Origin of the sequence: Pseudanabaena sp. BC1403 (genome assembly GCF_002914585.1) — a bacterium.
Lineage (GTDB): Bacteria > Cyanobacteriota > Cyanobacteriia > Pseudanabaenales > Pseudanabaenaceae > Pseudanabaena.
The window spans coordinates 122,743-145,644 of the sequence record NZ_PDDM01000013.1 but is presented as its reverse complement, the minus strand read 5'-3'; the positions used below and the strand labels follow the sequence as shown (position 1 = coordinate 145,644).

Sequence of the window (22,902 nt, the reverse complement as noted above, 5' to 3'; positions counted from 1 at the left end):
ATCTAGTTGTGTATATCAGGGAATACCCTGATATTAATCCTTAACTGATGTTATGTAGAACGTAGATCATGAATCTCTTGCTGGTAGCGAAGCAGGGCAAACACGGGGTGATTAGCCCCTACCCCCAAATTTAAAGGTTATGGCTATCTCTTATATTGCTATAAACAACTATTTCTGACGACAGACTGCTAAGCGGTAGAAAACAGGATCGATCAAATTAAATCCTTCCCAAAAAAATAAACTGGGTAAATGTCCTTGTGGTGCAGCGATCGCAAAGGTCAAATTCTCATATTTGCGCCATATTTTCGGAGAAAATTCTAGATTTAACCAACGTGGTTTACGCCATCCGACGCGATCGGCAAACTTCTCATAGACCTTAGCAAATTCCCAATAGTTATTTTCTTCATAGATCAATCTACCGCCAAGATTTCGCCAAATCTGCTGTTGGGTACTCCACCCAAAGCGATTATTGCTGGATTTCATCCATGCTTGATCGATCGCAATCCAGATATCACAGGAAATCTGCTCAATATCATTGGGAGTTAGTTGCGCAATTCTATTTTTATTGACAAGTGCCAAAATAATTTCATTCGTTAGCCGATCGCCTTCTTGCCATTGCCCTAGATCTAGCGCTTCAATTAATTCTTCTATTTGAGGACTATTGCCTAGAGGAATATAACTAACTCCTAAACTACCAGCATTAATATCTGCATTAATCGCTAAAGATTGCAGATCATGTAAGACTTCGTTAGCAGAACGATAGCGATTGGAGATTGCTCTCTCTAATAGATGATCGAGAATCCTTGCTAAATGACTGGAAATAGAAGTTTGCAGATTTGCTTGCCAAATCCAGCGATCGCTTTCATCATCATATAAATCAAAGGGTGAAATTCCTGTCAGTAAATAAATGCAAGTTACTCCCAAACTATAGAGATCACTTTGAGGGACAGCCTTTCCCCTTGCTTGTTCTGGGGCAATATATTCGGCACTACCGATTAATGTGCCTGTGCGATTGGCGGTATCGGTAGTAAAAGCTTTAGCGGCTCCGAAATCAACGAGAACGAAATTGTTTTGAGGGGAATTGGGAATAGGTGATTGGCAATTGTTTTTTCCCTCATCTTGAACTAATTCAGGAGATGTTAAAGATCGCCTAATAATGTTGTCGGGTTTGATGTCGCGATGGATAACTTGGCGATCATGAATGAATTGGAGAACGGGAAGGATATTTACTAATAATTCGTAGATCTGTGATTCGCTAAATATGCCGTTATGCTGCAATTCGATATAGAGATTTTCACCATCGATAAGTTCTTGTACTAGATATAGACATCCATCTTCCTCAAAATAGGCGATTAACTCAGGAATTTGTGGATGAGATCCTAACGCTTTAAGTTGAGCGGCTTCACTTTCAAATAGAGCGATCGCCTTTTTCATTAACTCAGCCTCTTGAAACTGGGGCAGAAATTGCTTGATTGCACAGGGGTGTCCCAATCGCCCTAAATCTTTTGCTTGAAAAGCTCGCCCCATACCTCCCTGCCCAATTAAGGCGATCGCTTCGTATAACCCTTTAAGCGGCAAGTTTTTACCACAATTCATGCAAAATCTCCCACCTTCGGGATTGTTTGGCTTCTGGCAGCTAGGGTTGAGGCAGTAGGGCATATTTCTGATGGTGGATTTACATTTGTTTATATTAAATGTAAAGTTTAATTAACTAATATAAAGCTTCTGTAGGAAAGGAATTAATCATGATAAATACACCAACTAAAATCTCAGCAGTTGATAAAAATATTTCCAAGACCGATAGCAAAACTGTTGGTCTTAATGTAAATCCTACAGGTGCAGGTGTATTTGGGTTCAGTAACTTTGCTGAGACTTGGAACGGTCGGATGGCTATGATTGGATTAGTTGCGGGCTTTGCTAATGAAGTTTTGACTGGCAAAGGTATTCTCGCTCAAGTTGGTATTACTGGAGGGATTAGTGTTTTGTTTGCACTCTTCTTCACAGGTTTTACAGTTGCTACATTGCTAGGCTACTATGCAGTCAAGGCTACTAAAGACTCAGAGTAACTATAGATATTGCTAAATTTGCTGAAACAGCAATCTATAAATTTACTAAAATATGGAAAACCAAAGATAAACGTCCGATATTGATCAGCGGTTCTCATTATAAAAATCGGTTGTTTGAAAGCCCGCCGTTGGCGGGCTTTCAAACAACCGATTTTGGCATTTCCAGCACCTTCGGTGCTGGAAATGCCAAAATCGGCTTCATAATGAGAATTGCTGGATAGTACTTAATACCAATTCATAAAAGTGTGACAACACTTCTGTGAATTAAAAATCAGACCCTGTAAGGGTTTTAAAAGCACAAAATGGCTGCGCCACTTTGTGCTTTGGTATAATTACAGAGATTTAGGGGCAATAGAAACAAAAGTCTTTTGTTTCTGGATTCAAAAAAGAGATTGTTTACCTCGCTTCAGGCGTTGGGGGCACTTTTTGGGGTGAAGGAATTAGATAAGCAACCACTGCGCCACCGACAAAACCCGCCACATTACGGACTATGGGAATCCACTCGCTAGTACGAACTAGGACAGGACCTAAACCAAAAGAGATAAACAACATTCCCCAAAGTGGGGTAAAAATTAGAGCCCATTTCCAAGCAAAGATTTCGCCTTCTTTCCGAGGATGACCAGCAAACCCAAATATCACGCCACCGACAATGGAAGTAACCAACGTCAAAATCCATTGCTCTTGAGGAATCCCAGGCACAACTGCACAGCCATCTTGATCGAGACAAGTTGCGATCGCATTAATAGCAGACAAAATCGATTGATCATATCCCTGCTCACGCACGTAGAACTGATTACCATAACGTGACTGTAGCTCAATCCAAAAGCTGCGTGATAGCAATGGATACACTGCATCACCAACGCTAAAGTTTAGTAAGTTACGTCCGCGTCCATCGGCTACAAGCATAATGCTGCTCTCATCTAGTCCCCAAAATTCTTTGACTGCTCGACCTGGGGTGCGATCGACTTGGGTAAGAACACGCAATTTCCAGCCTGTTTGTTCTTCAAATTTAGTTAACTTTTGATCAAGGGCTATTTCTTCAGAATCAGTTAAAAATCGGCCTAAATCGATTACATTTGTATATTTTTCGGGCAATAACTCTGGTGCATCAAAAGCATGAGCAGTAGGAATATGTGTAAAGGCGATCGCTAATGGCAGAATTATGGCGATCGCGACCACGCTAAATCTCTGCAAATATCTCCATAGAGTTGGATTAGTCATGATTTTTATTAAAGGTTTATCTTAATATTTCTTAATATCTTAGCAACAGTATATAGTTAAAGATACTTTCTCTCCGTATTTTTTTCCTATGGCAAGCCCAATTCAGTGGTATCCAGGTCATATCGCCAAAGCTGAAAAGCAATTATTAGAACAACTAAAATTGGTTGATGTGGTCATTGAAGTGCGTGATTCGCGCATTTTGATGTCTAGTAAGCACCCGAAAATTGAAAAATGGGTGGAGGGAAAGTCTCATATTTTAGTATGCAATCGCATTGATGCCATCACCTCGAACGTAAAAACACAGTGGATGCGATGGTTTACCGAGCAGGATCGCATGGCGTATTTCACTGATGCTCAGGCGGGCAAAGGAATGGTGGATTTGCTCAAGGCGGCTCAAGTTGCAGGCGAGAAAGTAAATGAACGGCGGCACGGTCGGGGCATGTTGCCAAGGCCTGTACGGGCAGTTGTAGTCGGTTTCCCCAATGTCGGTAAATCGGCGCTGATTAATAGGTTGCTAAAGAAAAGGGTGGTGGCGAGTTCCAATAAAGCGGGAGTAACCCGCCAGTTGCGCTGGATTCGGATTTCTGATCAGATCGAGTTGCTCGATACCCCTGGGGTAATTCCACCTTTGCTCCATGACCAAGATGCGGCGATGAAACTTGCTATTTGTGATGATATTGGTCAGGCTGCCTACGACAATGTCTTAGTGGCAGCGGAAGCTGTGGATTTGTTGATTAAGCTCAATGCTAAGTTGAGCAGTCGTTACGTCATCGATCCTGCTACGGTAACTTCAGGGATTGAGTATATTCATGAAGTTGCGGCTTTAAATAAATTTCAAGGCGATTTAGATAAGGTTGCAAGGCTAATTTTGTATGATTTCCGTAAGGGCAAACTAGGGGCGATCGCTCTAGAAATGCCACCTCAATAAGTATCTAAAATTAAATTAGGACTTACGCATCTGCCCTGCAATAAATTGCGGGCTAAAAGCTTAAACCTGCTGAAACAGGTTAGTTTGAGGCTTTCTTTAGTCAGTTTTAACTGACTTACGCAAATCAACCAAGAACTTTAGTTCTTGGTTGATTTGCGTAAGTCCTATGCACTCAAGTGCGGGCTAAAAGCTCAAATCCTTGGAAACGGGTTAACTTAGAAGTATTCTTTAGTCTGATGCAGCACAGACTTAGCAATTTCAACTAGCATTACTCAATCAGATGACAAGCAAAATTTATTTAAAGGGCGTAAGAGCATATGGATATGTGGGATATCTGCCCGAAGAGAATGTATTAGGACAATGGTTTGAGGTGGATACAACATTATGGGTAGATTTTGAAAAGTCCACCCATAGCGATGAGATTGACGATACGGTTAACTATGTTTCTTGTATTCGCAAGATTGAGAATCTAATTCAGACACAGAAATTTAAACTGATTGAGAGATTGGTTGGCGCGATCGCAGACAGCTTGCTCGAAGACGAAAAAATCGCACAGGTTGAAGTACGAGTGATCAAGCAACCGCCAATTCCCAATTTTCTAGGCTCTGTTGCCGTAGAAATTGTGCGATCGCGTACTCAAGTCACCTCCACAAATACAAGTACAAAATCAGAATCAACACCAGAAACCATATCTCTCCCCCAATCACCAATCACCGAATCCCAATTACCAATTACCAATCACAAATTACCAATTACCAATTCCACTGAATCCAAAATCATCAGCATCCATACCGATGGCGCTTGTTCTAAAAATCCAGGCCCTGGTGGTTGGGGCGTAGTCATCCATTTCTCCGATGGCAGTACCAAAGAACTCGGCGGTGGTATCCGCGAAACAACTAACAATCAAATGGAATTACAAGGTGCGATCGCAGCTTTAGAATTTCTCTCCACTCATAAACAATCCACTCCCGTCGATCTCTATACCGATAGTAAATATGTGCTAGATGGAATCACCAAATGGATTAAAGGCTGGAAAAAGAACGGGTGGAAAACTAAGGATAATAAGCCTGTCAAAAATCAAGAATTTTGGCAACAACTCGATCCTCTCAATTCATCAAATATTCGCTGGCATTGGGTAGAGGGACATTCTGGCGATCCTGATAACGAAAGATGCGATGCGATCGCTCGTAGTTACACCGCCAAATATATGTAATAAAGAATAGCCTTTCAGAGAGGGCATGTTAGAATTTCATCAAATCTCTTACAGAAAACTATCGACGTAAAAGAGGATGTCTAAAAATGCCCTCCCCCTTTCCTGGCATGAATCCTTATTTAGAAAATCCTGAACTATGGTCGGCTGTGCATAGTCGATTGATCGTGGCGATCGCTGATGCCCTCGCTGACACCATTAGCCAAGACTATCGCATTGAAATCGAAAAACGCACTTATTGGAGCGATGAAACGGGTGATGATCTACTAATTGGGATACCAGACGTTGCTTTGCTTAGTCGAAGTACAACAAACAGTGAAAAAAATATAGCGACCGCAGTTGCTGAACGAACAGAAAGCGCTCCAACTCGTATTCTCTTGCCAACATATGAGGAAATTAGCGAACGCTATCTAGAAATTCGTGAAGTCCAAACTGGAAAAGTGATCACTGCGATCGAGATACTTTCTCCTAAAAACAAAAAGACAGGTGAGGGACGCGAAGCTTATCTCCGCAAAAGAAGGCGAATTTTACAAACCCAAACTCATTTTGTGGAAATTGATCTCTTAAGAACTAACTCATCCTTTTTACAAGGGCAACTTCCTGCGTCTGATTATCATATTTTGGTCAGTCGTAGCCACGAGCGTCCTGCTGCTGATTTATATGCGTTTTCAATTCGCGATCGCATTCCTAATTTCTCTATTCCCCTACGCTTAGGTGAATTAGAACCAACACTAGACCTGCAAATTTTAGTGGATCAGGTTTATCAACGCGGACGTTATGACTTAGCGATCGACTATTCTCAACCGACGCAACCACGTTTAAATAGTCAAGATGAAATTTGGGCAAACAGCTTAATCGAAAATAGTTAGTGTCTTTATTCACTAGCACTCCAACTTAGGTCGATCCAGTGCCAATATCAACTATCCGTAAAAATCAATTACTAAGTCATAACTAATACTAGCAATTGCCATATTATATAACTGAAGAATTAGCATTTTTTCGTACCCGAATAAATCATCTTCATCAAACATCTTAACTTTTAGGCAATCTATTTCATCATCAGAAAGAATAGATTCATAAGTGACATATTTTTCCAAGTCAAAATCAAGCTTAGAAGCTATTTCTTGCAATTCGTCACGAAGTCTAAAACTAGAACCTTGTCCAAGCAAGTCTGAGCTTGCTAAATTTACTTCCTTGAAATCTATTGGGAGATACCAACCAAAAAAATGTGGATGGCATATTAAATGTGAATCACCTTTAGCCCTATATTCCATCAGTATTTCTCTTTGTATTTCTGGATTATCATAAGTATCATCATATTCTAAGCTTATTCCTTCTCTGATTTTAATCAAGAGATATTTTAAATCATTAAAATGGCGACCTTTCCATGATGATAAAGTAGGCATTTTTACACCCTTAAGATGTGGTTTAGGCGAATACTTATAAGCATCAAGACCATAATACTTAAATAAAAGATCGTCTCCGCTAAAACGCTTTCTATCCTCGTATCTGTCTCCAATAAGCCAAGCACTTATAGACATATAGAACCTAATTGAATAATTTACCCATGACTACTGGATTTTAAACGGAGAAATAGCAGGGTAAGTCTTTTTTATACGTTCAAATCGGGTGGAGCAAAATCAAAGGGTAGTTCGTTGTTAATTGCCTGAATTTGCTTAGCCTCATAAGTATTTACCTCATTAATGTAAGGTACAAGAATTTGCTTGAGCCGATCGCGATAGAAGCGATGCAAACTGTAATTTGGAGTCGCAGGAAATCCGCGCCTTTTTTTGTGCTGACCACCTGCCCCTGGGTCAAAGCGTTTAATTCCTTGAGAAATCGCCCATTCGATCGGCTTGTAATAGCAAGCATTGAAATGCAAACAATCGATTTCCTGTACCGCTCCCCAATATCGCCCAAATAGTTGATCGTCTTTGCGAATACAAAATGACATGCCCAAAGGTTGTGGATGATCCGCGATCTCACCCGCCACAAACACAAGGCGATCGCGAAAGCTATGGGCGAGGTTTTCAAAAAACTTGCGATTTAAATATTTGCTACCGCCCCAAAATTTATTGCAATGATCGTTATATAGCTCATACATATAGCCATAGAAATAATGTGGAATCTCTTCACCCGTATAAACGCGCATGTTAATTCCTGTACTTTCCACCGATTTACGTTCACGTTTAATATTTCGGCGCTGATTGGCATTGAAATTTTTGAGATAATCATCAAAATCGGTAAATTCTTGATTTTCCCAAACATAACTATGGTGCATCCAAGTTGTAAATCCCCGCGACTCCAACTCATGCTTCCAACTAGGATCAACATATAAAAAGTTGCAGCCCGACATTTGGTGTTTGTCGCAAAGGCGATCGATCTCAGCAAGCATCAAATCATAAATTTTTGATACCTCATCAGCGCGATCGCAAAGCTCAGGATGCATCAAAAAGCGATAACCCACCGCAGGCGTAAATGGAGCCATGCCCAATAATTTCGGATAATACTCAATCCCCAACCGATAGGATAAATCCGCCCATTGGTGGTCAAATACAAACTCGCCTTGGCTGTGCCCCTTCAAATACAGAGGTGCAGCCGCCACTAATACATCACCTTGCCATACCAATAAATGACTAGGTAGCCATCCCTGCTGTGCGATCGCGCAGCCAGAAGACTCTAGATTCGAGAGCCATTCCCATTCAAAAAAAGGAGTCGCCAAAGGCTTTGCGAGAATATTCCATGCTTCAGACTTAACCTTATTAACTGTATCCACCCAAGTCGTCGTATAACGGGAAGCTTGTTGCAGCATAGTGAAAGTCTTGGCAATGATAAGTAAAGTATTTAGTATACATAGCTTAACAAATTAAGTTATTTACAATCCCAAATAAAAATTTCATTTGACAGCAGCAATTCTCATTATAAAAATCAGTTTCATAATGAGAATTGCTGATTTGACAGCCTGTCTTTTGACATTTCTCATTAAGCAACAAATACTAGAAGGTTGGTCAATTGGCTCAACCTATATAGCGAATTCAATCTATATAGGTTGAGTCAATTGATTTAACTTGTGAGGAGTAAAGTTGTCAATATGAGTCTTTTAAAGTTGCTATTATTAGCATCTGGTTTTTTGTCAGTATTTTGGGGTTTGGCTAATGCGGCTAATGCAGAACCATTAACTGTTGAGGAAATGCGATCGCAAGTCTCTCACCGTAGTTCAGATTTAAGGTCAATATCTTCTACTCAGCCAGCAACATCTCAACCGATCTCCCAAAGCATGGTTGCAGATGACAGTGATGAAACAGAAATCCGAGTGACAGGTACGAAATCGCCATTCGCTCCTAGTTCTTCCCCCACTTATATCATTCCTAAATCCGAAATCGAACAGCAAAACCCTAGTACTGCCGCCGAGATATTACGCAGCTTGCCTGGATTTGCGATTAATGATTATGGTTTTGGTGCTGATATTCATACAGGTACGTTCCTGCGTGGCTTTTCGATCAATCAGTCCATATTTCAAATTAATGGGCGTTCTTTTGGCAGCAATGTTAGTACTTATCACGGCGGGACTGATCTCAATGGTATTCCTGCCGATGCGATCGAAAGTGTCGAACTCACAGGTGGTACTAGCGCTACACTCTACGGTTCGGAAGCCTTTGGTGGAGTGATCAACCTTACCACCAAAAAAGAGCCACAACCACTCAAAGCAACCGCAGGAGTTGAGATTGGTTCCTATGGCTATCAGCGCTATCGAATTGGCTATGGCGGCACTCTAGATAATGTCAACTTCCGCTTGGGGTATGAGCGTTTTAGCACTGATAATAACTATCCAGTGCCCGTAGGAGCAGCTAACCGTAACCCTGCTGATGGCAGATTGTTTAATGGAGACACTCGCATTGACAACTTCTATGGCAGTGTCGAAGCACCCCTTGATTCTCGAAATTCTTTTAGCCTTGACGCATACAAAACGGCTAGTCGGCGTGGACTGCTTTATTTTGGATTTCCATTACAACGCGATCGCCTCGATCATGATTTGCTCAATATCGGCGCGACCCTAACCACCAAACTGGGCGACGGGAATGATTCTATTCTCAAAACGACAATCGCATTTAATCAAGACTTTTTCAACACCTATGGACCATCAGGAGCATTCTTTCGGACTGGTTCCTTGGATTCTAAAGCCCTAAGTGGACGAGTGGAAAATCAATGGCAAATCTCGCCTACTTACAAACTCACCTCAGGATTGGATATCAGTAGCAGTTCTATTCGTGGCGATGTTTTCAGCAACAATCCCGCTTTTAGAGTTAATACTGGTGTGGTCAGTCGCGATCGCTCACATGTGGCTTTATTTGCGCTAAATACCTTGCAGCTTGATAATAATTTTCAGCTTGAGCTGGGTTTGCGCCAAAACTTCACCAATGATTTTGGGAGTTATCTCAATCCCACTGTTGGCACAAGATGGAATATCACACCTGAGATAATCTTTCGTAACAGCTTTGCAGTTCTCCAGCGCAATCCTGGACTCGATCAGCTATTTGTTCCTGATAGCATTCATAGCTGGCTTCCGAATCCTAACTTGATCCCTGAAAAGGGTGTGGCATATACGGCGGGATTTGACTTTAATCTTTCAAATTCTTTCACTGCTCAGTTGACCTATTTTGGCAGCAGTTTAAGCGATCGCCTCGGAATTATTGCAGGACGTTGGGAAAATGTAGGACAGGTGAGCACCAATGGAATCGAGGCGGCTTTAAAGTTACAAATCACGCCTGAGTTTTCATCATTTTTTAACTACACCTACACCGATGCCAAAGTTACTAGTAGCAGAACTGCTTCTGAAGTTGGCTTACAGCTAGCTACAGTTCCCTACTCTGTTGCTAAGTTGGGTGTTAACTATAACTCCAATGGTTATCAAGCTAATCTGTTTTTTAACTATTACAGTGGCTCTCGTCGATCGGTATTTGCCGCCACAGGAGTGAACCCCACTGAGTTTTCACCAGCTTATCTCAGCCTAGATTTTAATGCCAAGGTTCCATTATACAAAGATTTATCTTTGACCCTAAGTCTAGAAAATCTAACTGATCAAAGCTACGAAAAAACCAACCGCATTTTTCAACCTGGGCTCACCTATCGGATTGGCTTACAAGCTAGTTTTTAAACTTAATCTAATTAGAAATCTATGTTAAAACTACTGAGATTATTTCTAGATTTGACAATATCTGGAGAACTGTAGCATTCTTGCAAAAAATGCCCGAAACTCATTCTGTATAGCTCATACACAAATTACTACCATAATGCACTAATGCAAATATATAGGAGTATTATTGCTATATATTTGCATTAGTGTATTATAAAAGATGCCTAACATAATTTCATGACATGTCTAAACTGTTTGATACTCTAGTTGCAGGTGGCGTTACCGTCATTCCCTTGATGATTTTCTCATTTCTAGTAGTTGGTTTTGCGATCGAGCGTTCAATTTTTTGGTCGCGCATTAGAAAACATCAGAAGAGGATTGTCAGGACAGCCTTGGAAATGTACCAAGAAGATCCTACTCAAGCTAAAGATTTTCTTCAACAACATCTAGATCTACCGATCGCCCGCATTTATCTAGAGGCTATATCCATGCCTGATGCCACACCGACTGAATTTGCTCTAGCTCTTGATTCGCGGACTCAATCAGAGATTCCTCACCTCAAACGTTTCAATAATATTTTTGAAATTATTGTTGGCTTAGCGCCTTTACTCGGACTACTCGGTACTGTAACGGGTTTGATCAGTTCTTTTGGCTCTCTGACATTAGGAGATGTCGGTGGATCTAAGGCTCTCAATGTTACAGGAGGCATTAGTGAAGCATTAATTTCTACGGCTGTTGGTTTAATCGTGGCTGTAATGGCGCTTATCGTCGCAAGTATTTTCAAATCGCTTTATGCTCAGCAACTTGCCTACTTTGACGAATGCTGTTCTCAAATAGAGCTAAAACATTTGAGATCGCATCGACAACAAGCAAATCAACAGGTAAATGCTCATGTCTAGAAGAACTCGCCGTCGCCACGATGAAGATCTTGCGGATCAACCAATGGAAATTAAAAACGTTGTACCGCTCCTAGATGTTCTATTTGCGCTGCTGACATTTTTTGTGCTTTCTTCTCTATTTCTCAATCGTACTGAAGGTCTACCAGTTGACTTACCAAAAGCCCAATCTGGAGCGATGCAAAAAACACCCGCTCGCGCCACAATCAGCGTCAATGATAAGACAGAAGTATTTCTAAACAAACAAAAAATTGGGATCGCCGAAGTTAGCGATCGCGTTAAGCAATTACTAGAGCCAAATCAAGATCTTGTCGTGGTTCTTAACGCCGATCGCACTGTCCAGCATGGCGATGTCATTCAAATTATGGATCAACTGCGCCAAATACCTCGTGTAAAGATGGCGATCGCCACCAAAGGAAGTTAATAGCTATACGGGGCTCATTTTATAAAATCTAGACCACAAATTAGGAGGTAAACCTATGAATCTATCTGAACTTGACGAAATCCGATCTAAAAAAGAGAATCGAACTTTAGCAACGCTATTATTCGTAGGTTTTTTGGGCTCAGCTTGCCTTCATGCCGCCGCCATGATTACTCCAATTCCAACTTTGTGGAAACCTGTCAGCAAAGAAGATGACACAATGGAAGTTGTGGTCGATGCGACAAATACACCCGAAGAGAAAGTTGCAGAAGTTGCTAAAGAAGCAGAGCCAATTGCCAAAATCGAAACAAATCAACCTGTTGATGCTGCACCGCCTGCGATCGCCCTTGCCCCTGAAACTACAACACCTCTACAAGAAGGAAAAGATGCGGCGGCTCCAGATAGTTTTAAACCTATGCTTACTACAGGTTTTAGCGACACAAAAATTCAGCAGGGTGGTGGTCCGATCATAGCCAAAAATGGTCTCGGTTCGGGCTTTGGCAATTCTAAAATCCCCACAGGCTTTGTACTTGGAGGCAAAATTAACGGTAATCCTAATGGTAAAAAAGGTGGAGTAATTGGTGGTGTCGTCAATGGCAACCCCAATGGAAAAGGAACCCAAACCAGTACATTACCTCCTGCTGTAACTACACCTAATGAAGCTAAGCCTCAAAAACTTGAATGCCTTAGTTGTCCAAAGCCCCAATATCGCGGTAAAGAAGGAACCCCCAGAGTTACCTATGATATTGCTCCCGATGGCAGGGTTACGAATGTGCGGTTACGACAATCTAGCGGTGATGAGCAAACTGATCGCGAAACTCTTGAAGCGATGAGCAAATGGCAGTTTAATCCGCAAACCATACCTGAGGGTGGGCGTACCAATGTAAAAGTGCGCGTCACCTTTGAAGAATCTGGCTCACAATTTCAGCGCCAAAATGAAGAGCGGCGGCGTGAAGCTGAACAACAAAAAATAGCAGAGCAAGAGCGTCAACAACGTGAAGCCCAGCGATCGCAGCCAATTCCCACAGCCACAACGCCAGTTAATAATCCGACCCCAGATCTATCTCCAGCATCAACATCAACCCCAGTAGTTAATACAACTCCTGCCGCACCCCAACCTACACCAGTTATTGAGCCTCCTGCTGCACCTCAACCTGCATCAGTTAGTGAGCCTGAGCCTCCTGCCGCACCCCAACCTGCCCCCGCACTTGTACTCCCACCGCCACCACCACCGCCAAGTGAAAAATAATCGGCCACGCTTTTGACCAGCCAAGGCGACCTAAACTTAGAATTTTTGGCAATCCTAAAGAGGCAAGGATTGATGATACTGATGATGCTTCGTGCCGTAGATCCTTGCCATAAATACCAAAGCACAAAATGTCATAGCCATTTTGTGCTTTTAAAACCCTTGCTGGGTTTGGTCTTTAACTCACAAAAGTGCCGACACTTTTGTGAATTGGTGTGAATTATTTCCTTCTAGAACTACCGAATTTTGATTTACAAGAACCTTGTGAATTTATGTAAACAAATAGTGTTGTGGAACACAACCTGCGTTAATGTATATACATGGCACAAGAGACAAAGCAACTCAACCCAAACGCGAACCTAGCTTAAACTTTGAAAGCAAAAAGGAGAAGCAAAAAGAAAGAGTTAAAAGTCAAATCGGATTGACGCTTTGTTGCTCCCCACGATTCTTTCGATCTTTACGGGGCAGTGCTTAATCTAAAGATCGGTGTAGTTTTGATAACTTCGATAGCCTGTATTGTTATTGGGGTCTCTTAATTTTTTGTTCAATGTTTCTTTAGGTCTTGACCTAGCATGAAGACAAGATGAGACAAACTTATGTAGTTAAAAAGATAAGGGCTACAGCGTACAGTTAATCAATGCCAACACGTTCCAGTAAACCTCTAGTAGAAACTTTAATTGAATTACTTTAAAACATGAGTCTAGCAGCCTTCTGCTAGACTCATTCAGTTTTGGGGACAAAAGCAAAGACAATCGCTTCGCAACTACCTTTGCTTTTAATGATCCATTCTTCGGTAAAATAGACAACAATTCTTTATTTTCATGATCTTAACTCAGGGGTAAATGAGCATTGCGTAAAATCGTTATCGCTGGCAACTGGAAAATGTATAAAACCCAGTCTGAAGCCAAAACATTTTTCTCGGAATTTCCTGCACACCTCAAAACTACCGCTTCCCAAGCGGCGATCGCCGATCAGCAAATCCTTATTTGCGTCCCCTATACAAATTTGGCGATCTTACAAACAATCCTGCCAGCGATCGGTCAAGCAAACCTGAGTATTGGTGCTCAAAATGTTCACTGGGCAGAGAATGGCGCATTTACAGGTGAAATATCTGCGCCAATGTTGCTAGAGATGGGCATAAAGTACGTCATCATCGGGCATAGCGAACGTCGTCAGTTTTTCGGTGAAACCGATGAAACCGTGAACAAACGGCTTAAAGCTGCCCAAGCTCATGGTATTACACCCATTCTTTGTGTTGGCGAAAGCAAGCAGCAACGGGATGCTAATGAAACTGAATCATGGATTTTTTCGCAGCTTGCCGCTGATCTTATTGATGTTGACCAGAATAATATGATCGTTGCCTATGAACCAATTTGGGCGATCGGCACTGGAGATACCTGTGCCTCTAGCGAAGCTAATCGCGTGATCGGACTAATTCGTGGTAAGCTTACGAATCCTAACGTCACAATTCAGTATGGTGGTTCCGTCAAAGCTGATAATATTGACGAGATCATGGCTCAACCTGAAATTGATGGTGTGCTGGTTGGCGGAGCAAGTCTTGACCCAGCAGGCTTTGCCCGAATTGTAAATTATCGTTAGTTTTGCCTGCATTGCCTTTTGTTTACAAGTTGTCCATCTAAAGACAGCGATCGCCACAGCCGACATAGCCATAACAAAGCTCATAAGATCATGACAATTGTTTTTGCAATTGACTTTGTGAGACGTACTTTGTTATAATTATGTGCTGTTGATTAGAATACACAGCCGCAGATATACCAAATCATCACTTATGCCCACGATCCAACAGCTCATCCGCAGTGAGCGCCAAACCATAAACACCAAAACAAAATCTCCTGCCCTAAAAAGTTGTCCTCAACGCAGGGGAGTATGTACGCGCGTCTACACTACAACACCCAAAAAGCCCAACTCTGCACTTAGAAAAGTGGCACGGGTACGCTTGACTTCTGGCTTTGAAGTCACCGCATACATCCCTGGCATTGGGCATAACCTCCAAGAACACTCAGTTGTGATGATTAGAGGCGGTCGTGTAAAAGATTTACCAGGTGTGCGTTATCACATTATCCGTGGCACTCTCGATACTTCGGGCGTAAAGGATCGTAAGCAAGGACGCTCTAAGTATGGGGCGAAACGTCCTAAGCCAGGTCAAGCTGCCGCCGCAAGTACTGGCAAGAAGAAGAAGTAAGAATCATTCGCAAAAGGTTTTAGCAACCATTTAGTAAAATTAGCAATTCATTTTATAAGGTGAATTTAGTACAGCAATGTCCCGTAGAACGAAAGCTTCAAAGCGCATAACTCCCCCTGATTCGGTTTATAACAGCCGTCTTATTAGTATGCTTATCCGTCGTGTAATGTCACGCGGCAAGCATTCTGTGGCTTCTCACATCGTTTATAAAGCCCTTGACACCATTGGCGAACGTACAGGTAATCCACCATTAGAGGTGTTTGACCGAGCCATTCGTAATGCTACTCCATTGGTTGAAGTCAAGGCGCGTCGTGTTGGCGGTGCTACCTACCAAGTCCCGATGGAAGTCCGTACTGACCGTGGTGTAGCTCTAGCTCTTCGCTGGTTAGTCCAATATTCTCGTGGTCGTGCTGGGCGTAGTATGGTTACTAAACTAGCTAACGAGTTGATGGATGCTGCCAATGAAACTGGTCAAACCATCCGTAAGCGTGAAGAAACCCACAAAATGGCAGAAGCAAACAAAGCATTTGCTCACTATCGTTACTAACCTAACGCTATCAAACCTTAGCTTGCCTCGCTATACTATTCTTAATATAAATTCTTAATTCCTGATAAACACGAGGAAACTATTGTGGAACGCTCTATTGCCTTAGATAAGGTACGCAATATAGGCATTGCAGCTCATATTGATGCTGGTAAAACCACAACTACAGAGCGCATTCTGTTTTACTCTGGCGTTGTTCACAAAATAGGTGAAGTCCATGATGGAACCGCAACGACAGACTGGATGGCGCAAGAACGTGAACGTGGTATTACGATTACGGCAGCAGCTATTAGTACAAGTTGGAAAGATCATCGCATTAACATCATCGATACCCCTGGACACGTTGACTTCACAATTGAAGTCGAACGTTCCATGCGTGTACTTGATGGTGTAGTTGCGGTTTTCTGTGCTGTGGGTGGCGTGCAACCTCAGTCCGAGACTGTTTGGAGACAAGCCGATCGCTATAAAGTACCTCGTCTCGTATTCGTTAACAAAATGGATCGTATGGGTGCGAACTTTTTGCGAGTAAGAGAGCAAATTCGTGCTCGTTTTGGCTCCAATGCTGTCCCCATCCAGTTACCTATTGGTAGTGAAGCAGAACTGGTGGGCATTATCGATCTCGTCAAAATGAAAGCCTATATCTATAAAGACGAAATAGGCAAGGATATTGAAGAAATAGATATTCCTGCTGATTTAGTCGAACTGACGAATGAATGGCGCGGTAAGCTGCTTGAATCAGTTGCCGATTCAGATGACGTTCTGATGGAAAAATATCTTGAAGGTGAAGAACTCACTGAAGAAGAAGTCAGAGTAGGTCTGCGCAAGGGAACTTTGAGTGGTTCAATTGTGCCGATGACTTGTGGTTCTGCATTCAAAAATAAAGGCGTACAGCTTTTACTTGATGCTGTTATCGACTATCTTCCTGCTCCTAGCGATGTTAAACCAGTTTCAGGGTTGCTTCCTAACGGTGAAGAGGCTATTCGTGAGGCCAAGGATGATGCCCCAATGTCGGCCCTTGCATTCAAAATCATGGCTGATCCCTACGGTCGTCTTACCTTTGTTCGCGTTTACTCTGGCATCTTGAAAAAAGGTTCCTATGCTTTAAACTCTAGCAAAAACAAGAAAGAACGCATTTCGCGCTTGATCATATTGAAGGCTGATGATCGTCAAGAAGTTGATGAACTCAGAGCAGGGGATCTTGGTGCCGTATTGGGACTCAAAGACACCTTTACTGGCGATACTCTTTGTGACGACAGCTCACCAATTGTTCTTGAGACTCTGTTTATTCCCGAACCTGTGATTTCTGTGGCTGTTGAGCCAAAGACAAAGCAGGATATGGAAAAACTATCCAAGGCTCTACAGTCTCTTTCTGAAGAAGATCCTACCTTCCGCGTAATGACAGATCCAGAGACAAATCAAACAATTATCTCTGGTATGGGTGAGCTTCACCTTGAAATTCTCGTTGATCGGATGAAGCGTGAGTTTAACGTTGAAGCTAACGTGGGTGCTCCTCAAGTTGCTTATCGTGAGACTATCCGCAAAACTGTTACCGATATTGAAGGCAAGTTTGCTCGTCAAAGTGGTGGTAAGGGTCAATATGGTCACGTTGTGATCAATTTGGAACCTACCGAACCAGGTACGGGATTTGAATTTGTATCGAAGATCGTTGGTGGTGTGATTCCTAAGGAATTCATCAAGCCTTCCGAGCAAGGTATGAAAGAAGCCTGTGAATCGGGAATTCTTGCTGGTTATCCTGTGATCGACCTCAGAGCTACCCTTGTACATGGTTCTTTCCATGACGTTGACTCTTCAGAAATGGCTTTTAAAATTGCTGGTTCAATGGCAATCAAGGAAGCTGTAATGAAGGCTCAGCCAGTCTTGCTTGAACCAATGATGAAGGTTGAGGTAGAAACTCCTGAAGACTACATGGGTGATGTAATTGGCGATCTCAGCCGTCGTCGCGGCAATATTGCTGGCATGGAAGATACCCCATCTGGAAAAAGCGTTGAGGCAAGAGTTCCTTTGTCCGAAATGTTTGGGTATTCTACTGACCTTCGCTCATCAACTCAAGGCAGGGCAAGCTTCTCAATGGAATTTAGCCATTATGAAGAAGTGCCAAGGAATGTGGCAGAAGCCATCATTGCTAAAAATAAGGGCAAAAAAGAGTAGTCCTTTAAAATACTCAACAAATACTCTATAAACTAGAGTAATAATTACCGATAAATGCTCTATGCAATAGAGTAACAATTACTAAATTTAAGGATAATTACGAAAAAATGGCACGCGCTAAATTCGAGAGAAACAAACCCCACGTCAATATCGGTACTATCGGTCACGTTGACCATGGTAAGACTACCCTAACTGCTGCAATCACGATGTCTTTAGCAGCAGCGGGTCAGGCAACAGCCAAGGCATACGATCAAATTGATGCTGCTCCTGAAGAAAAGGCTCGCGGTATTACGATCAATACTGCTCACGTTGAGTATGAAACCTTAGCTCGTCACTATGCTCACGTTGACTGTCCTGGGCACGCTGACTATGTTAAAAACATGATCACTGGTGCTGCACAAATGGATGGAGCAATCCTCCTCGTATCTGCTGCCGATGGACCTGAACCTCAAACCCGTGAGCACATTTTGCTAGCTCGTCAGGTTGGTGTGCCTAATCTTGTTGTTTTCTTGAACAAAGAAGATCAAATGGAAGGCGAAGATGAACTAGTTGAACTAGTTGAGCTAGAAGTTCGTGAATTGCTTTCTTCCTATGACTTCGATGGCGACAATATTCCCATCACTCGTGGTTCTGCATTGAAAGCCGTCGAGCAAATGACTGCTAATCCTAAGACTCAACGTAGCGAAAATCCTTGGGTTGACAAGATTTGGAATTTGATGGATTCAGTTGACTCCTATATTCCTACTCCTGAGCGTGATGTTGACAAGCCTTTCTTGATGGCCGTTGAAGATGTGTTCTCGATTACTGGTCGTGGCACGGTTGCTACAGGTCGGATTGAGCGCGGTACTGTTAAAGTTGGCGATGTTGTTGAGCTTGTTGGTATCACTGATACTCGCACTACAACCGTCACTGGTATTGAAATGTTCAAGAAGAGCCTAGAGCAAGGATTGGCTGGAGACAATGCTGGTCTGCTGCTTCGTGGTATCCAGAAGGATGAGATTGAGCGTGGCATGGTTTTGGCTAAGCCTAAGTCTATTAATCCTCATACTCAGTTTGAAGGTGAAGTTTACATTTTGACTGAGAAAGAAGGTGGTCGTAAGACTCCTTTCTTCCCTGGCTATCGTCCTCAGTTCTATGTACGTACAACTGATGTAACTGGAACCATTGTTACCTTTACTGCTGATGATGGTAGCGAAGCTGAAATGGTTATGCCTGGCGATCGCATCAAGATGACAGTTGATCTAATTAACCCGATCGCAATTGAGCAAGGAATGCGCTTTGCAATTCGTGAAGGTGGTCGTACTGTTGGATCTGGAGTTGTCAGCAAGATTCTTGACGCTCCTAAGGGCGGCGACGACAAGAAGAAGAAATAATTAATTCTCTTCAATCAAAAAAAGCCTCGCTGTGCGAGGCTTTTTTTTTGTTAATTAAAAATCTCGGCTGGGTCTGCCTTTTGCACTTTACGGAGCGATAACGTCCCCGAAATCGAACACATGGCGATCGTGAGAAAAAACAACCCCTTTCCTTTCTAAGAGGGTGGCGGTGTAGATTTGAGATGCTTATAGAGCCAGCCACATCCACCTAAGCAAGTACGCTTATCCTCTTCGGAAACGTTAATATTCGTCCTTAAATATTCTTGTAACCATTGACATCCGCGCATTAGGAGATTCTCAAGATCGAGATTCCACATGATGATTTTATGATCCTCACCCGATGACACCAAAATTTTGCCATTGGGACTAAAGCAGACACTGCGCACTGGCCCTTGATGTCCGTTAAAGGTTCGCAAAAGCGTACCATCACCGCTCCAAAATTGAATTGTCGAATCTTCACTGGCGGAAACGATTGATTTCCCGTCGGGACTAAAACAAACACTAGTGACTTCAGCGCTATGACCATTTAAGGTTTTAATTAATTGCCCTTCAATACTCCAAAGTTTCACACTTTGATCCATGCTGCCACTAGCAATCATTTTGCCATTGGGGTTAAAGCAAACCGTATAGACTTCAGCGCTATGTCCATCAAGAGTTCCGAGTAGAGTGCCATCCCAACTCCAGAGATTAATAAGTTTGTCTTTGCTAGCTGACGCGAGCATACTTCCATCAGGCGAGAAGTCGATACTGTAAACCTCCGCAGTATGTCCTGTGAGAGTCTGTAACCATTTACCGTCAGCGCTCCAAACTCGGACAGTGCCATCAGCACTACAAGAAGCAAAAACTTGACCATCGCAACGATAGACAACTTTATAAATTTCCGCACGATGGGCACTAATTGTGTCAATTAAAGTTCCATCAGTTCTCCACATTTTGATACTAGCATCGGCGGCGGCAGTTAGAATTGTAGAACTATCTGGGCTAAAAGTGACACAGTTAACTTTATCATTATGTCCTTCTAAGATCGCCTCAAGCTTGCCATTGGCATTCCAGAGATTGACAGTTTTATCTTTACAAGTGGATGCTAAAAACTTAGAGTTAGGGCTAACCGCGACAGAGATGACTTCATCTGTATGCCCCATTAAAGTGCGTAAAGGTGTACCACGAATTGCCCAGAGTTTTACAGTGGTATCTCTGCTTGCTGAGGCGAGAGTTTTGCCATCAGGACTAAAGGCGATGCTATGAACAACGTCGCCATGCCCTTGAAATGTATATTGCAATCCTTGTTCTATATCCCAAACACGAATTGTACGATCGAATCCACTTGAAGCAATCGTGTGATTATCATGACTAAAGGCGACGCTCCATACTTTGTCTGAATGTCCATAAAAGGTTTTAATTACGACCCCATCTGATCCCCACATTTTGACGGTGCGATCGCGGCTTCCAGAGACAATTGCTAAACCATTGGGAGCATAGGCAACACTTTCGACAAAGCTATCATGACCGCGTAGATGTCTGAGTTTTACCCCAAGGGTATTCCAAACAATTAAGCTGCGATCGGCACTACCTGAAACTAAAGATTTACTATTAGGATGAAAAGCCACACAGGTCACCCAGCGATCGTGCCCGCCGCGTAAAGTGCGAATCACTGTACCGTCATTTTTCCAGAGCCTAACGGTAGTATCTTCGCTTGCTGAGGCAATCATCTCTCCGTCGTGGCTGAAACATACATCTAAAACAGGTCCTTCATGTCCCCTGAGCGTAGCGATCGGTTGGGAAGCAAAATTACCATTTGCAGATTCATCGCGGTTCCAGATCTTAACCATATTATCGCGGCTGCCTGAAACTAACTGGTTGCCGTTTGGACTAAAGGCGACACTGGTTACCCAGTTGGTATGACTGGTTAAGGTTTGTAATAAAACTCCTGAAGCATCCCATATTTTGATGGTGCGATCGCTGCTAGCCGAAGCGATAAATTGACCATCGCGGGAATAGCAAACTTTATTAACCCAAAACCCATGTCCTTCAAGACGATTAAATTCATGAGTGCCGTAGACAACCTGCTCCAACGCAGTAATGGCACGAATTTGAGTGTTGGCACGAAGATTTTCGAGAGTACTCTCTTCAACTTGTGTTGTGAGGCGCTTAAGCTGGACACCACCAATTACGCCAGCAATCATTGCTTCAATATGATTGTTAGAAAGAAAAAGCGCTTCTGAAGAAATGGTGTAAGCAACAATTTTTTCATTGATTTCGCCCATCTCAGCAACTATACGCTGACGGCGCTCAGCATCTAGGCTCTTTTCTAGCTCTTGGCTGAGTTTTTCGAGGCGATCTGCATCTGCAGCACGAGCTGCCATCAATTGTTCGCGCTCATTGACCCTTTGAGAAGCCTCCAAAAAATTAAGATCAATTCTAGGTAATTCTGGTTGTCCTTCTGCCCAAGCTAGGGATTCAGCAAGACGTGTTCCTCTCAATAAGCAAGATTCATCGATTTCTTCAGAGCGTTGCCATGCTTGTAAAGACTCAAGATAAGGACAGTTACGCAGTTCAGAAAACTTAACTTTGGTTTTAAGTTTGATTACCACGATCGAAACATCATCGTCGGGAAACTCTAGTTCTGAGAATTGATCAAGGGCTACTTTTAATCCTTGTAATATATCTTTGGCTGGATATTTTGCTAGTTCAATTACAGTTTTGCGAAGTGGTGAAATATCATTACCACTAGATCTTCCAAATTCCTCTCCTGATGGACTAGTGGCTTCAAATAGTCCATCACTAAAAAAGATCGCGATATCTCCTTCATTAAGCGATCGCGAAGTGGCTTTGTAGGTAGCACTATCAAAACGACCCAGTGCGATCGCAGGGTTGACAACTTCTTCGCAAGTATCAGTCTCAGCTCGATAAATTAATGGGCCTGGAATGCCAGCATTACCTAAATGCAGCTCATAGGTAAAAAGGTTAAGTGCGCCATAACAGAAGGCGATCGCATCATCAGTGCCACTTTTGCATAGCAATTGATTTAAAGAATTGAGCATAGAGGCTGGGTTTTGGAGCCTGCCTTGCTGCCCATAAGCATCAAGTTGTCCTTTAAATAAAGCTGCATGGATCGCTCCTGCCACGGACTTGCCTGAAGAATCTGCGATCGCTACAGCTAATGTGCCTGATTGCTCTAAAAACTGATAATAATCGCCGCCAAGATCTACTGCTGTCCATACTTCCGCAGCAATATCTAGCCCAGGGTAAGCAGGCAAGCTTTGTGGCAATAAGCTTCTTTGTAATAATCTGCCACTTGATAGGTCATTGGAAGTTTCATTTAACTGCATACACTGATAGGCAGAGCGATCCTCAGAACAATTATTGTTAGCACAGTCATTTAGTATTTGTATCAGCCAAACTATTTATTACAAATAGTTCCCAAAAATTCTGTGTGCATAGCACAGAATCATACTCCCTAAGATAGGGTAACTTCATACAAATATGGTAGT

Annotated in this window: 18 protein-coding genes and 1 pseudogene; 14 read left to right on the top strand and 5 right to left on the bottom strand. The window is 42.6% G+C overall.

From position 1 onward, the window contains the following. Nucleotides 1-168: 168 nt before the first annotated feature. A complete protein-coding gene (locus CQ839_RS13565) occupies nucleotides 169-1,659 on the bottom strand; it encodes a serine/threonine-protein kinase (protein WP_103668816.1) in 1,491 nt (496 codons plus the stop codon). An 86-nt stretch (nucleotides 1,660-1,745) separates the two neighbouring features. Between CQ839_RS13565 and CQ839_RS13560 the strand changes: the two genes are divergently transcribed. Next, complete coding sequence (locus tag CQ839_RS13560) at nucleotides 1,746-2,066, top strand: chlorophyll A-B binding protein (RefSeq protein WP_258040732.1); 321 nt, start codon at nucleotides 1,746-1,748, stop codon at nucleotides 2,064-2,066. Between the two features lie 151 nt (nucleotides 2,067-2,217). Beyond that, nucleotides 2,218-2,307: pseudogene (locus CQ839_RS26030) on the top strand (hypothetical protein); the annotation flags it as partial. A gap of 155 nt (nucleotides 2,308-2,462) precedes the next feature. Here CQ839_RS26030 and CQ839_RS13555 read toward each other — a convergent pair. After that, on the bottom strand, nucleotides 2,463-3,287 hold the full coding sequence (locus CQ839_RS13555) for a TPM domain-containing protein (protein WP_103668815.1): 825 nt from the start codon (nucleotides 3,285-3,287) through the stop codon (nucleotides 2,463-2,465). Between the two features lie 88 nt (nucleotides 3,288-3,375). Between CQ839_RS13555 and ylqF the strand changes: the two genes are divergently transcribed. The 3 genes from ylqF (at nucleotide 3,376) to CQ839_RS13540 (ending at nucleotide 6,294) form a co-directional block, all read left to right on the top strand. Then, nucleotides 3,376-4,215: a ribosome biogenesis GTPase YlqF gene (gene ylqF / locus CQ839_RS13550; RefSeq protein WP_103668814.1), complete on the top strand. Its 840-nt coding sequence runs from the start codon at nucleotides 3,376-3,378 to the stop codon at nucleotides 4,213-4,215. A 280-nt stretch (nucleotides 4,216-4,495) separates the two neighbouring features. Next, complete coding sequence (rnhA, locus tag CQ839_RS13545; RefSeq protein WP_103668813.1) at nucleotides 4,496-5,428, top strand: ribonuclease HI; 933 nt, start codon at nucleotides 4,496-4,498, stop codon at nucleotides 5,426-5,428. Nucleotides 5,429-5,514: 86 nt separating this feature from the next. Then, nucleotides 5,515-6,294, top strand: coding sequence for a DUF4058 family protein (locus CQ839_RS13540; RefSeq protein WP_103668812.1), 780 nt, complete (start codon nucleotides 5,515-5,517; stop codon nucleotides 6,292-6,294). Nucleotides 6,295-6,345: 51 nt separating this feature from the next. Here the strand turns inward: CQ839_RS13540 and CQ839_RS13535 are convergent, their stop codons facing one another. Beyond that, nucleotides 6,346-6,966: a hypothetical protein gene (locus CQ839_RS13535; protein WP_103668811.1), complete on the bottom strand. Its 621-nt coding sequence runs from the start codon at nucleotides 6,964-6,966 to the stop codon at nucleotides 6,346-6,348. Between the two features lie 71 nt (nucleotides 6,967-7,037). Next, on the bottom strand, nucleotides 7,038-8,237 hold the full coding sequence (locus CQ839_RS13530; protein ID WP_103668810.1) for a GNAT family N-acetyltransferase: 1,200 nt from the start codon (nucleotides 8,235-8,237) through the stop codon (nucleotides 7,038-7,040). Between the two features lie 279 nt (nucleotides 8,238-8,516). Here CQ839_RS13530 and CQ839_RS13525 point away from each other — a divergent pair, with 279 nt between their 5' ends. The 9 genes from CQ839_RS13525 (at nucleotide 8,517) to tuf (ending at nucleotide 19,411) form a co-directional block, all read left to right on the top strand. Beyond that, complete coding sequence (locus CQ839_RS13525; RefSeq protein WP_103668809.1) at nucleotides 8,517-10,580, top strand: TonB-dependent siderophore receptor; 2,064 nt, start codon at nucleotides 8,517-8,519, stop codon at nucleotides 10,578-10,580. Between the two features lie 221 nt (nucleotides 10,581-10,801). Further along, nucleotides 10,802-11,458, top strand: coding sequence for a MotA/TolQ/ExbB proton channel family protein (locus CQ839_RS13520; protein WP_103668808.1), 657 nt, complete (start codon nucleotides 10,802-10,804; stop codon nucleotides 11,456-11,458). Further along, complete coding sequence (locus CQ839_RS13515; protein ID WP_103668807.1) at nucleotides 11,451-11,879, top strand: biopolymer transporter ExbD; 429 nt, start codon at nucleotides 11,451-11,453, stop codon at nucleotides 11,877-11,879. Before CQ839_RS13520 ends, CQ839_RS13515 begins: the two co-directional genes overlap by 8 nt. Before the next feature lie 55 nt (nucleotides 11,880-11,934). Further along, nucleotides 11,935-13,125, top strand: a complete 1,191-nt coding sequence (locus CQ839_RS13510) for an energy transducer TonB (RefSeq protein ID WP_103668806.1) — start codon at nucleotides 11,935-11,937, stop codon at nucleotides 13,123-13,125. An 846-nt stretch (nucleotides 13,126-13,971) separates the two neighbouring features. Then, on the top strand, nucleotides 13,972-14,721 hold the full coding sequence (gene tpiA, locus CQ839_RS13505; protein ID WP_103668805.1) for a triose-phosphate isomerase: 750 nt from the start codon (nucleotides 13,972-13,974) through the stop codon (nucleotides 14,719-14,721). 190 nt (nucleotides 14,722-14,911) lie between these two features. Beyond that, nucleotides 14,912-15,325 (top strand): 30S ribosomal protein S12, encoded by a 414-nt coding sequence (gene rpsL, locus CQ839_RS13500; protein WP_103668804.1) that lies wholly within the window; start codon nucleotides 14,912-14,914, stop codon nucleotides 15,323-15,325. Between the two features lie 76 nt (nucleotides 15,326-15,401). Next, nucleotides 15,402-15,872 (top strand): 30S ribosomal protein S7, encoded by a 471-nt coding sequence (rpsG, locus tag CQ839_RS13495; RefSeq protein ID WP_094536346.1) that lies wholly within the window; start codon nucleotides 15,402-15,404, stop codon nucleotides 15,870-15,872. 84 nt (nucleotides 15,873-15,956) lie between these two features. Further along, entirely contained in the window at nucleotides 15,957-18,038 is a 2,082-nt protein-coding gene (fusA, locus tag CQ839_RS13490) for an elongation factor G (protein ID WP_103668803.1), read from the top strand. 107 nt (nucleotides 18,039-18,145) lie between these two features. Further along, nucleotides 18,146-19,411, top strand: a complete 1,266-nt coding sequence (gene tuf, locus CQ839_RS13485) for an elongation factor Tu (RefSeq protein ID WP_103668802.1) — start codon at nucleotides 18,146-18,148, stop codon at nucleotides 19,409-19,411. Nucleotides 19,412-19,566: 155 nt separating this feature from the next. Here tuf and CQ839_RS13480 read toward each other — a convergent pair whose 3' ends face one another. Continuing rightward, nucleotides 19,567-22,740, bottom strand: a complete 3,174-nt coding sequence (locus tag CQ839_RS13480; protein ID WP_103668801.1) for a SpoIIE family protein phosphatase — start codon at nucleotides 22,738-22,740, stop codon at nucleotides 19,567-19,569. Nucleotides 22,741-22,902: the final 162 nt, after the last annotated feature.